The organism is Mucilaginibacter myungsuensis, from assembly GCF_015222005.1.
Classification (GTDB): Bacteria; Bacteroidota; Bacteroidia; order Sphingobacteriales; family Sphingobacteriaceae; genus Mucilaginibacter; species Mucilaginibacter myungsuensis.
In genome coordinates, this window is the sequence record NZ_JADFFL010000001.1 from 559,403 (window position 1) to 572,531 (window position 13,129).

Annotated in this window: 10 protein-coding genes; 7 read left to right on the forward strand and 3 right to left on the reverse strand. The window is 46.6% G+C overall.

The window, feature by feature from the left end; genetic code table 11:
• Window positions 1-86: 86 nt before the first annotated feature.
• The 4 genes from IRJ16_RS02345 to IRJ16_RS02360 all read left to right on the forward strand — a co-directional run bounded on the left by IRJ16_RS02345 (window position 87) and on the right by IRJ16_RS02360 (window position 6,366).
• Window positions 87-530 carry a response regulator gene (locus tag IRJ16_RS02345; RefSeq protein WP_194109905.1) on the forward strand — a complete coding sequence of 148 codons (444 nt, stop codon included), beginning with the start codon at window positions 87-89 and terminating at the stop codon, window positions 528-530.
• A gap of 95 nt (window positions 531-625) precedes the next feature.
• On the forward strand, window positions 626-4,249 hold the full coding sequence (locus IRJ16_RS02350) for a PKD domain-containing protein (RefSeq protein WP_194109906.1): 3,624 nt from the start codon (window positions 626-628) through the stop codon (window positions 4,247-4,249).
• Between the two features lie 235 nt (window positions 4,250-4,484).
• Window positions 4,485-5,501: a PorP/SprF family type IX secretion system membrane protein gene (locus IRJ16_RS02355; RefSeq protein WP_194109907.1), complete on the forward strand. Its 1,017-nt coding sequence runs from the start codon at window positions 4,485-4,487 to the stop codon at window positions 5,499-5,501.
• A gap of 64 nt (window positions 5,502-5,565) precedes the next feature.
• Complete coding sequence (locus IRJ16_RS02360) at window positions 5,566-6,366, forward strand: endonuclease/exonuclease/phosphatase family protein (protein WP_194109908.1); 801 nt, start codon at window positions 5,566-5,568, stop codon at window positions 6,364-6,366.
• 48 nt (window positions 6,367-6,414) lie between these two features.
• Here IRJ16_RS02360 and rpoN read toward each other — a convergent pair whose 3' ends face one another.
• Window positions 6,415-7,884, reverse strand: a complete 1,470-nt coding sequence (gene rpoN, locus IRJ16_RS02365; protein WP_194109909.1) for an RNA polymerase factor sigma-54 — start codon at window positions 7,882-7,884, stop codon at window positions 6,415-6,417.
• 163 nt (window positions 7,885-8,047) lie between these two features.
• On the opposite strand from rpoN, the gene mscL reads away from it, so the two are divergent.
• On the forward strand, window positions 8,048-8,449 hold the full coding sequence (gene mscL, locus IRJ16_RS02370; protein WP_228079752.1) for a large-conductance mechanosensitive channel protein MscL: 402 nt from the start codon (window positions 8,048-8,050) through the stop codon (window positions 8,447-8,449).
• 122 nt (window positions 8,450-8,571) lie between these two features.
• Here the strand turns inward: mscL and IRJ16_RS02375 are convergent, their stop codons facing one another.
• Together IRJ16_RS02375 and IRJ16_RS02380 are read right to left on the reverse strand one after the other, a co-directional pair.
• Window positions 8,572-9,354 (reverse strand): DUF4249 family protein, encoded by a 783-nt coding sequence (locus tag IRJ16_RS02375; protein ID WP_194109910.1) that lies wholly within the window; start codon window positions 9,352-9,354, stop codon window positions 8,572-8,574.
• A 2-nt stretch (window positions 9,355-9,356) separates the two neighbouring features.
• On the reverse strand, window positions 9,357-11,714 hold the full coding sequence (locus IRJ16_RS02380) for a TonB-dependent receptor (protein ID WP_194109911.1): 2,358 nt from the start codon (window positions 11,712-11,714) through the stop codon (window positions 9,357-9,359).
• Between the two features lie 320 nt (window positions 11,715-12,034).
• Here IRJ16_RS02380 and IRJ16_RS02385 point away from each other — a divergent pair, with 320 nt between their 5' ends.
• A complete protein-coding gene (locus IRJ16_RS02385) occupies window positions 12,035-12,673 on the forward strand; it encodes an NAD(P)-dependent oxidoreductase (protein ID WP_194109912.1) in 639 nt (212 codons plus the stop codon).
• A gap of 130 nt (window positions 12,674-12,803) precedes the next feature.
• Window positions 12,804-13,034, forward strand: coding sequence for a hypothetical protein (locus IRJ16_RS02390; protein ID WP_194109913.1), 231 nt, complete (start codon window positions 12,804-12,806; stop codon window positions 13,032-13,034).
• Window positions 13,035-13,129: the final 95 nt, after the last annotated feature.

Genomic DNA, 13,129 nt, shown 5'->3' on the forward strand with positions numbered 1-13,129 from the left:
ACATATTTTTTTTAGGATTTATAACTTCTGATACACTAATTTCGTTATAACTATTGTTTTAGGCCTTATTTTCAAGAGACGAATAGATGCAAGTAGGAATTTTATATGTGGACGACGAGGTGAATAACCTTAATAGTTTTAAAGCAGCTTTTAGGCGCTATTTCAATATTTTCACTGCGCAGAGCGCGCGCGAGGGCCGTAAGATACTCGAAGCTGAAGAGATAGGTGTGATCATCACCGATCAGCGGATGCCCGGCGAGACCGGTATCGAATTTTTAGAGTCGATATTACCTATTTATCCGGATACCATCAGGATATTGCTGACCGGTTTTTCTGACATTAATGCCGTTATGGGTGCTATTAACCGCGGTCAGGTTTACAAGTATTTGGTTAAGCCATGGCAGGACGATGAGCTGAAAATGTACATTGAGAATGCCCTGGAGCTATATAATCTGCGGAAAGACAACAAGGACCTTGCCCACAAGCTAATGGTGGCTAATATGGAGCTGAGCAACCTTACAAAAAAATAGTTACCGCATTTCTTTTTATTTCAAGTCTTTACGTATTTTTGAAGGTACCTGCGTTGCTCCTAACCTCGCCGGGCTTACCCAATTAAACTATTGACGTGTTAAAAGAGATACTGCGCGTACTTTTATTTTTGACATTGGGCTTGCTGAACTGGACGGGTTTGGCGGCACAATCCACATCGAGCAAGGGCACCGAGTTTTGGACCTGCTACATGCAACATATTGCCGGGACCACCGGTAACAGTGGTAGCTCTATGATCTTGTACATCACGTCAGACGTGGCTACATCAGGCAAGGTAGAGTTTGCCGATGGTACGGCTGCACAGTCTTTCAATGTCGTCCCTAACACGGTAACCTTCGTTACCATCCCTGCAAATCAATTTTTAAGCGGCGAGCTTAAAGCTAAAAAAGGCATCCATATCACCGCGTTAAAACCTATTGCGGTTTACGCGCATATCTATGCATCATCAGTGTCGGGCGCTACGCTATTGCTTCCGGTGAATACAATGGGCAAAAGCTACCTGTCGCTAAATTATACCCAACTGTCCAACTCGGGCAATGGCAACCCATCCTACTCTATATTTGATGTGATAGGTACCGAAGATGATACCGAAGTAGAGATAACCCCCATTGCCGACCTTACCAGCGGCAAAAAAGCCGGCGTGCCATTCGTCATCACCCTTGCCAAGGGCGAACTTTTTCAGGGTCTTTCTGCCACCGATCTAACAGGGACCAAGATCAGGTCTATATCTACCAACAACGGCATCTGTAAAAAAATAGCGGTCTTTTCGGGCAGTAGCAAGATCGGCATAGGTTGCTATAATTCAACCCTGAGCACTAATATGCAAAGCCTCTCGTCCGATAACCTTTTTCAGCAGGTATACCCGACATCGACCTGGGGCAAAAACTATATCACCGTAGCCTTAAAAGACCGTAACTACGATATCTACCGCATCGTACTAAGCGAGCCGGACACTAAAGTGACCTTGAACGGTGTCGCCTTAACAAAAGCGCAATTTGTTAAGAACCTATATCACGAATTTAGCACCATAGGCGCTGTCACCAATGTAATATCGGCTGATAAACCTATACAGGTGGTGCAATACACGCCTACGCAAAATCAAAACAATTGCGTTACTAAGAATGAGGCAGCCGGGGATCCCGAAATGATCTACCTTTCGCCTATCGAGCAGGGGCTTGATCACGTTACGCTTTATTCTACCGGCTATCATAAGATCCTGGCCAGTTATATTAACGTTGTATTGCCGACCGATGCCGTGGCGACATTTACATTGGATGGGGCCGACTACAGCTCTCTATTCAGACCTGTAGCTAACAACCCTGCCTTCTCCTACGCGCAGATCCCTGTATCATCAGGGCCGCAGACCACCAATACGGTAAACACATCATCTGGTACGCACAACATCAAAGCATCTAAACCTTTTAATGCCATAGCTTATGGCTTTGGTTCTGCTGAAAGCTACGGCTATGCCGCAGGTACCAACCTGGTGAATTTAAATGAATTCGTCGCACTTAAAAACTCAGATGGCACCGTTGATGACGATAACACCGTAAATGGTTGCATTAACGTCCCTTATAAATTACAGTTGACGCTGCCTTACCGCACCACCAATATAAAATGGGACTTTAAAGACAACAAACAGCCGATAGTTGATGCCGCGCCTGTGCCTAAACGCACGGTAGTAAAAGGTTCGGAAACACTTTATGTTTACGAATATTCGGGCGTGGTATCATACCCGATCGCGGGCGACTATACTGTAGTTGCCACCGTTTTTAATCCTTTTGATGACGACTGCGGATCCAGTAAGGAAATTCAGTTCGATTTTAATATTGCCGAGCTGCCGGTGGCCGCTTTTGAAAAAACGGATAACTGCGTGGGCAACGAAAATACGTTTACCGATAACAGCAACCTAAAAAATTCTATAGCCAAAGCCTGGATATGGGATTTTGGCGACGGTACCAAAGGTAATACCGCCAACCCTAAGCATACCTATGCAAAACCGGGCAATTACGATGTTACCCTTACCATTGTTAACGAGAATGGCTGCCAAAACACATCGGTCAAACAAACGGTACATATATGGGGATTACCAAAACCTGTATTCGAGGCAGATAAGGCAGTATGTGTGACCAAGCCTGTGACGTTCACGGACAGGTCTACATCAGAGAACAGCAATATTGTTAGTTGGGTTTGGGACTTTGGCGATGGCAGCGCGCTTGTAACTCGCACAGCCGCCGATCCGCTTACGCATACTTATAATAAAACCGGCACTTATCACATCACCCTTACGCTGGTGAATGCCGGCGGCTGTACCGGAACCATTACGCAAAGCATTACCGTAAACCAAATGCCGGTGGTAGATTTTGTGATGCCCGATGCCTGCCTGAGCGATAACCCGCAATTTAAGGATGCCAGCAGCATACCCGATAACAGCAATTATCCATTCACTTACCTTTGGGATTTTGGCGACCCAAAAGCAACGGCCGCAAACCCAAATACATCAACAGAGCGTAACCCTTTCCATAAGTACACCGAGGCGCGAGATGCAAGCAACCCTTACAAAATCACGCTGACGGTCACTACCAAAAATGGCTGCTCGTTCTCGGTCACCAAGTCGTTCGTAGTTAATGGCGATCAGCCTAAGGCGTTGTTTAGGCCAAATGCATCAAATACTTATTGCAGTACCCAGGATGTGCTTTTTGATAACTTGTCTACCGTCAACTTTGGTAAGATCACCAAAGTGATCTGGTATTTTGATGTAGCCAACCACCCTAACGATCGCGAAGTTTACACTGCCGATCAGTTCCCGGCCGGTAACATATTTAAACATAACTATGGCAGCTTTGATGCCCCGGCCACTAAGCGATATACCGTGCGAATGGAAGCTTATTCGGGCGAGAGTTGCGTCAGCCAAAGTTCTGCCGAAGTGATCACCGTTAAGGCCAATCCGTCGGCAACGTTATCGCAAATTGGCGGAATCTGCGTCGAGACCTTGCCTGTGAAGATCTTACCGACCGTGAAGTACGGCATAACAGGTACGCACTCTTTCACCGGACCAGGCATAAGCCAGGATGGCACCTTTGACCCCAGCAAGACCGGCCCGGGCACCTTTACCATAAATTATAATTTTAAAGCCAACAACGGTTGCGACTACACCGAGCCCCAGCGCATCACCGTTTACCCTACCCCTACCGTAAACGCGGGCAGCAATTTCACCATGCTGGAGGGTGCAAGCGTTACAATGAAGGCCACCGCCGGCTCCGATGTAGTAAGTTATCGGTGGAACATGGCCAATGGTGGCAAAGCTGTTGGTTTGGATCGGGATAACGTACTTAACCCTGTAGCATCGCCGATAGAGAACTCTACTTATGTGCTTACTGTTACCACGGCTAACGGTTGCAGCGCATCGTCTAAGATCGATATCACCGTTTTAAAGTTACCTGTTGTACCTAATACCTTCACCCCTAATAACGACGGTATTAACGATACCTGGCAAATAAAATACCTGAACACGTATGAAAATGCCACGGTTACCGTATTCGACCGGTCGGGTACGCAGGTTTACTTTAGCAAGGGTTATGGCTTACCGTGGGACGGAACTTTTAAAGGGGCGGCGCTACCGCTTGGTACGTATTATTATATCATTGATCCGGGTAAATTGCGCAAGCAATTATCAGGCAGTGTTACTATTTTAAGATAAGCTAACCGACAGGCAATAACTGGCCGCACAACTACGTTATCGCCCTAAGCACCAGAAAACATTATTTTTATTCGTGTTCACTTGATACAATGGATCGGGGGAAAACCTATATTCGTACATTGGTTAACCTGAACCAGGTAAACTGCCTTGAAAAGCGTAATGACCGATAGCGCCTTTTATAAACTAACATATGGAATGCCACCCGAACGGAGGCAAAAACAGACAGGTTATTTGAATGAAAAGACTTTTACTTTTTTGTGTACTTGCATTGGCTTTTGGGCAGATATCTGTTGCCCAACAGAAGCCACAATATACCCAATACGTTTTTAACACTTTTTTGCTTAACCCGGCGGTAAGCGGTATAGAGAATTATGCCGATATGAAAGCCGGTTATCGCAGCCAGTGGACCGGTCTGCAAGGTGCACCGGTAACCAGTTACGTTACTGTACACACCCCTATTGGCAGTAATTACATTTACGGCGATGCCAACGCGGCCCCGGGCGGCGGCGGGACCGATCCCTACAGCCGTTCTTACTTGCAAGACTACCAGGCAGCCGAACCGCACCACGGTATCGGTTTTATGCTGGTATCAGACAAGGCGGGGCCTATATCGCAAACCAATCTTAACTTTACTTATGCCTACCATTTGGGCTTGACAGATAAACTGAACCTATCGGTAGGTGTATCGGCAGGTATGAACAATATTAGCCTGAATACCAGCCAGATCACTTTGGAGAACGAGTTTGACCCGGCCATATCTAACGGTAACAACAACCAATGGAAACCTGATGTAGGTGTTGGCGTTTGGGCTTACTCGGGTAGTTATTTTGTGGGTGCATCGGTTCAGCAATTGTTGAAACAAGACCTTTATTTTAACACCAACTCCAACCTTACCAAAAGCCAGACCGTTCCGCATTACTTGTTGACTGCCGGCCTTAAATTGCCTGTTAGCGACGAGTTGACGCTGATGCCATCGGTATTGGTTAAAGTGATAGATCCCGTACCGACAACGTTTGACGTAAACATGAAAATGGCTTTCCGCGATATTTTCTGGTTGGGCGGATCTTACCGTAAAGACGACTCATTCGGCGCGTTGTTGGGCCTAAACTTGAATTCGTCCATCAACATTGGCTACTCTTATGATTTTACTACCTCGGCCCTGCGTACCGTTAGTAACGGATCGCACGAAATAGTGATCGGTATTTTACTAAATAACAGGTATAAGGTGCGTAGCCCGCAGCACGGTTTTTAATAATCCAGATCAATAGATGTTTTCCGGTCCGATCCTGCATTGTCTGCCCAAGAGCGTTGTCAACATGCTGCTCTTTTGTTGCTTATTGCTGATCAGTTCATGTGCACTCGGACCAGTGCCGATCAGGAACAAAGTATCGCCGGGAGCGGTTATGTTAAAGGTGATCACCTATAACATCCATCATGCTAACCCGCCATCAAAAGCTAAAGAAGGTAAAATTGATATTGATGCGATAGCCCACGCCATCAAAAAACAAAACCCGGATATTGTTGGCCTGCAAGAGGTGGATAAGAACACTAAGCGTTCGGGTAATATTGACGAAGCCGCGATCATCGCCGGCAAGGCCGGCCTACACTACCAATTTTTTAAAGCGATAGACCATGATGGCGGCGAATATGGCCTGGCCATCCTGAGCCGCTACCCTATCAAAACTACCGAGCTGCACCGCTTACCGCAAGCGATCAAAGCTGAAGAGCGCATACTGTCGCTGGCTACTATCGACATGCCCGGCAAGGGCAGCCTTACTTTCGCTAACACACACCTGGATGCCACCCGCCCTGACAGTAACCGTGTGGTACAAATGAAAGAGATACTGCGGATATTGGGCGATCGCAAAGGCCCTGTAATGCTTATGGGTGACCTGAATGCAGAACCGACCAAAGAAACGATCCGCTTATTAGACCAAAGCTTTAAACGCAGTTGTACCCAAAATTGCGGCTTTACCATTCCTGAAAAGATCCCCACCAAAACCATCGACTACGTTGCCGTAAAAAACGCCGATTGGCGGGCAATGGCACACAGAGTCGTGCCTGAAACCTATGCATCAGACCATAGACCGGTGTTCGTGGCTTACGAGGTTAAGTAGATATTATTGTGGCTTCTCTCTTCGTGGCCTTTGTGGTAAGAAATAAAATTACAACTCCTTACGCAACCTTGCTACCGGGATATTCATTTGCTCGCGGTATTTGGCTACGGTGCGGCGGGCAATGTTGTAGCCGGCGTCTTTAAGTATGTCGGTCAGTTTTTCATCAGCCAGCGGATGGCGTTTATCTTCACGACCGATGTGGTCTTCCAGTATCTTCTTAACCTCTTTGTTTGATACTTCCTCGCCGCTTTCGGTCTGGATAGCTTCAGAGAAGAATGATTTAAGCAGGAAAGTACCGTGTTCGGTCTGCACGTATTTAGAGTTAGCCACGCGCGATACGGTAGAGATATCCATCATGATCTTATCAGCGATATCTTTTAGGATCATTGGCCTTAAGTTACGCTCATCACCCGTCAAAAAGAAATCGTACTGGTAATGCATAATGGCGTTCATCGTCTTCAGCAGAGTTTGCTGGCGTTGCTTGATCGCATCAATGAACCATTTAGCCGAGTCCAGTTTTTGCTTCACAAATTGCACGGCCTCTTTCAGCTTTTTATCTTTTTGCGATGCCTTATCATAATGCTCGAACATATCCTGATAAGAGCGGCTTACGCGCAGCTCGGGGGCGTTCTTAGAATTAAGTGTCAAGATCAGCACACCATCATTATTGGCGATATGGAAATCCGGGATCACCTGCATTTGTTTGGTGTTCACCTCGTTGCTGTCGCCCGGTTTAGGGTTCAACTTCAATATCTCACCGACCACGGCACGCAACTCTTCCGAATTCATATTCAGCGAGCGCTCCAGTTTATCGTAATGCTTGCGGGTGAACTCATCAAGGTAATGTTCAACCACATTCATCGCTTTTTTGATGATCGGGTCGGCCTCTTTTTTGCGGAGCTGGATCAGCAGGCACTCCTGTAAGGTACGCGCGCCAACACCGGCGGGGTCGAAAGTTTGGATCACCTTTAGCATATCCTCGACCTCTTCGTCCTCGGCCATCACGTTCTGCGAGAACGCAAGGTCGTCGGTAAGGGAAGTTAGCGGGCGGCGTAAGTAACCATCGTCATCTAAACTGCCGATGATCTGCTGACCGATCTTAAAGTCCTTATCCGACAGCGGCAACAGATCCAGCTGTGATTGCAGGTTCTCGAAGAAAGATGACTGGATAGCGATCGGCATCTCCTTGCGTTCCTCTTCATCGTCGCCGTTCTGATCATATTTAGAACCATAGTCGGCTACGCTGTCATCCTGCAAATAATCATCTATGTTGAATTCGTCGCCACTCTGGTCGTCGTCGCTGTTGTAGTTATCCTCGTCCGGGTCACGGTCGGGGTATAGCTCGTCAGGCTCGGACATGTTGGTCAGGCTCATATCTTCAAGCGCTGGGTTCTCCTCCAATTCCTCCTTTATCCTTGTATCCAGCGACACAGTAGGCACCTGCAGCAGCTTGATAAATTGTATCTGCTGCGGCGATAACTTTTGTAATAGTTTCTGTTGAAGATTCTGTTTTAACATATACGGATGTAGCGCAAAATTACATCAATTAACTTGAACATAAAAATGGCCGGATAATTGTTGAAAAGGCACAGATCGATATTTTGTTTGCCATTTTTATAAATTATCCCGTAACTTCATTCGTAGTAAAGATTTTTTCCTCACATTAAATATTTTAGCCGTTATGGGTATCATTAAAGAATTCAAGGAGTTTGCGGTAAAGGGCAATGTAGTAGACCTGGCGGTCGGTGTGATCATTGGCGCAGCATTTGGCAAGATCGTAACATCTCTTGTTAATGACGTTATCATGCCACCGATCGGTCTGCTTACCGGCGGTTTGGATTTTAGTAAACAAAAATGGGTATTGAAGGTAGCAGAAGGAGATAAACCAGAAACTGCTTTAGCTTACGGCTCATTTGTAAATAATGTGCTGGATTTTATTATCGTCGCTTTTGTGATATTCCTTTTGATCAAGGGTATCAACTCGCTGAAGCGTAAAGAAGAAGCCGAACCTTCCGCTCCACCCGCTCCTACTAAAGAAGAGATCCTACTAACAGAGATCCGCGACCTGCTGGCGAGGAAATAGTTCATAGTTCATAGTTCATAGTTCATAGTTCATAGTTCATAGTTCATAGTTGGAATTGTATTAGGGTACTTTGTTTTGTATCGAAATAACTTTTTCTGAACATGAACCATGAACTTCCCAACCTATAAAATAACGATACTTTTCCGTTGGATGGTATGGGCGCTGAAGTAGCCTAAGGCCCCGCCTTTTATGTTGGTGATCGGGTTCGATGGCGTTGCCGGGCTGTTAGGGGTATTTCCGCCTTGACGGCTCAGGCTGTACCAGTAGTTATACACGCCGGCATCTACGCATTGCATCTCTACATCTATTTTATCGCCGGTCTTAAGGGTGATGTCGGTTTGATAAAGTAAACTGTTAATGGTTTTTCCGTTAGAGTTATTATCGTCGGCAGTGAATATCTGTTTTACCTGTGTGCCGTTCACGTACATAATAAAGCGGTATTGGTTCACAAAATCTACCGCATCCCGATAGTAGACCGATACAGTCTTCACCTCCCTTGTACCAATGGTGACCAGGTTCACCCCCAACGAGTCGAGCGCAACCTGGACCGGCACGGTAGATTGTGCCGTGTAGGTCTTCCCGTCAAGCACGATCTTTAACGTATTATCCTGGTTCTGTCGCGCGCGGATAGTGGAGTTAACATACTGGCCCGGCGATGTTTCCCTGAAAGTATATGTAGCAACAGAATTGGCCACAGTGACGGTAGCCCCCGAAACGGGTGGATAAACGTTGGTCTGCGCATAATCTATCGTACGAGTGATCGATATGACCTGCTGACCGGCGATGTTATTCACGTTTCCCTCTATCACCAATTGGGTATTATTGGCCTTAATGTCCACATTGATAACCTTCTGGCAAGCTGTTAACCCAAGGGCGCAGATCAATATGGCGAGGTACTTGTGCATGCTTAAAACTTAAAATTCCAGGTCACCGATGGGATGATACCGAACAAACTGGTAGCAACGGCCTCGGTGCGGGGCGGGTTATCGTTAGTATCCTTAAACACTACGCTGTACGGGTTTTTACGGTTGTACAGGTTATAGATACCAAAGGTCCAGCTGGATCGTAAGCGGTTACGGTTCTTACCATCAAGCGTCACCCCAATATCCATACGGTGATTTGCCGGCAAACGGTAGCTATTACGTGCCGAATAATAATACGTCGTCACCCCGCCAACCCGGTATTTACCGTCGGGGAAGGTTACCGAGTTGCCAGTACCATAAACAAATACGGCTGAGAACGTCAGCCGCTCTTTGATCTTGTATACGCCCACAACCGACAGATCATGCGTACGATCTTGCCTTGCCGGAAAATAAGCGCCATTGTTCACCTCATTAAAACGGCGTTCTACGCGGGATAGTGCGTAGCCGATCCAGCCATTCAATCTGCCATATTTCTTTTTGGCGAACAGCTCTACACCATAAGCGCGGCCTACACCATAGATCAGGTCGGCCTCGATGTTGTTGTTGATCAAAAGCTGGGCATTGTCCTTATAATCTATTTGGTTACTCAGCCGCTTGTAATAAACCTCGGCGGATAGTTCATACCTGTTCTTCTTCAGGTTGCGGTAGTAGCCCAGGGCCAATTGCTCACCAATGCCGGGCTTGATGTTGTTGCTGCTCAACACATAAATATCGCTCGGCAGGGCAGCTGTGGAGTTAGACAGCAGGTGTATATTTTGCGAGTTACGGTTAAAAGACAGTTTAACAGCATTTTGCGCGTTGATTGTATAGCCCGCCGTTAAACGCGGCTCAACTGTCAGATAGTCCTTCACGGTCGTGCCGTCGCTGTAGGTTTTAGGGATTCCTATCCTGTTGTTAGCGCTGTAGTCATAAAACGTACCCGGCCCGCGCAGGCTGAACCAATTGAGCCTGGCACCGTAAGTGATATCCAGTTTTTCGCCGATCTTCCACTCGTCAGACACGTAGACCGCTGCCTCATAGGCTTTACGTTGTTCGGCTTTGGTAACAGAGCTGTTCGCCGAATCTGCCCTGGTATCATCGGGGCTGATCTGGTGTTGGGTGATATCAAGGCCAAAGTTCACCCGGTGGGTATCGCCCGCAAACCAGGTCATATCCTCCTTGAAACTCATATCGCGTATCCTGGACGAAACATCAAGGGTACTCCCCTGCTCCAGGTCCTTAACTTTGTAATTGTAGTTGCTGTAAATGAGCGACGTATTGCCGAACAGCTTACTTCCGTAAATATGGTTCCACCGCAGGGATGCCATAGCGTTACCCCAATTGGTATTAAAATTATCCTTCAGGCCAATGTTGTCCTTACCATAATAGCCTGATAGGTACACCCTGTCCTTTTCGCCAAGCTGATAGTTCACTTTGGCGTTGATATCGTAAAAATACAAACTACTGCCTTCCAGCACACTATCGCCGGATAGCTTTAAAAAAGCATCAGCATAAGTACGCCTCGCGCTGATCATGAACGAACTCTTGTTTTTTACCAAAGGCCCTTCGGCCTTCAATCGAGACGATATCAGCCCGATACCACCCTGCATCCCAAATTTTTGATCGTTACCCTCGTCCATCTTAATATCCAGTACCGATGATATCCTCCCGCCGTATGCAGCAGGCATACCGCCTTTATACAGACTAACATCCTTAATAGCATCCGAATTAAAAATGGAGAAGAAACCGAAAAGGTGCGTTGCATTATAAACCTGCGCCCCATCCAGCAGCACCAAGTTCTGATCGGCACTGCCACCGCGGATGTAGATGCCTGAATTAGCCTCTCCGGTTGATTTTACGCCGGGGAGCAGTTGGATGGTCTTTAGGATGTCTTTCTCGCCCAGCAGCACAGGGATGTTACTGATCTGATCCGGTTCCAGCTTATTAAGGCCCATTTGGGGGTTGCTGATGTTATCGTTAACAACCACCTTTTCAGCCGATATTGTCACCTCCTGCAATTCAGCATCGGGGTTGAGGGACGCCTTGATGACCATATTCTTTTGCAAGTCGACCATTATTTCTGTCGCCCGGTACCCAACGTAGCTGATCAGCAGTGTGTATTTTCCGCTCGGCAGGCTAAGCGAGTAAAAGCCGTAACCATTACTGGCCACTCCTTTTTGCTTTTGCTCGGCCGTGGTGATGGTAGCCCCGATCAACGTCTCGCCCGACTGTGCATCCTTCACCGTACCACTAATAGTGAATTTACTTTGCGCATTGGCGGCGGTCATTGTCAGCAGCATACAGATGGCCAAAACCAACATGCGACTGCTATTTAAAATTAGATCGACCGGCTTATCAGACATTGGTGTTAACTACGCCATTTTCATGGCAGTGGGTTTAAATATGCAGTTTTTATTTTGAAGGTTGCAACATTCAAGCATCATATTTACAGTGTTGTTGAACGACAGTGATCTGCCGCCAACGACCCAAAGTGGCGGATCGCGACAAATTAAATATCGGGTATCGAAAAATTTGCGATTCCCAATATTTTTAGCTACATTTGTTTCATTAGGTCTGCTCAATAGATATCTCTAAAAAGCAGCGACCATCCAGGCCGCTGATCTTATGGCGTTTTACACGCTCATCAAAGTTTTCTTTTTTATTTATTTTATCACGATCTTAAATGAACGCTACTTCTAACGTCGCCCTTATTGGCGGCACCGGCAGAGCCGGCAAATACGTACTTAATAATTTATTAGCCAAAAACATACCTGTTAAACTACTTTATCGTAATGCTGATACGTTAACCATCAGCCATCCGTTGCTTCAAGTGATCAAAGGCAATGCCCGCGATGCCGATAGCATTTTACAATTGTTGCAAGGATGTTCGGCGGTAATTAGTTGTTTGGGACAACCCGCCGGCGAGCCGCCAATAACGGACCTGACTACCGGCCACATTTTAAGCGCGATGCAGGGTATCGGCATAAAACGCTACATCGTACTCGCCGGTTTAAATGTTGATGTAAGTAACGACAAAAAAAGCTTGCTGAACCAAAGGTCCACACAATGGATGGAAGAGCATTATCCTGAAAGTTGCGCGGCAAGGCGAAAAGAGTACCAGCTTTTAAACCAAAGTAACGCGGATTGGTCTATAGTCCGCATACCTATGTTAATTCAAACTGATGAACTCGCTGAGGTGACGGTGAGCACGACAGACTGCCCGGGGCAGCAGATCAGCAGCTCGTCGCTGGCCGAGTTTATGGCTGATCTATTGTTCAGCAGCCAATACATTAAACAGGCCCCTTTTATAGCTAATAGCTAATAAACTTTAAAATACAGGCGGGCGGATGCCTGCCTGTATTTTAATTATATATATTTAAACCTTAACCCGAACCAAACCAATTACATGTTATTAAACCTACCCTGTAAAACAATTTTTTACGCTGACCCTGGTGTGCTTTTGCGGCTTTGCCGGCATTGCGCAAACCGCTGGAACTATAGATAGCGCCAAGGTGCGCGAGTTGCGCATTAACCCAGCAGCAGCGCTTGGCGATGTCATTTCGCCTGCTGATATTTTCGATTCGATAGCTTACGTCCCTTTAGAGACCACCCGAAAGGCGCTATTTGGAAAGATAGACCAGATGCAGGTGTTTCGTAAGGGAGCAGGTTTGTTAGTTGCATAAGCGCAAAGGTAGTGGTGAGTTTGGTTGAGTGAAACCCGAAAGTTGCGATATAATAGCTATTGCATTAGATCCGCATTAATGTTTATCTTGACCAT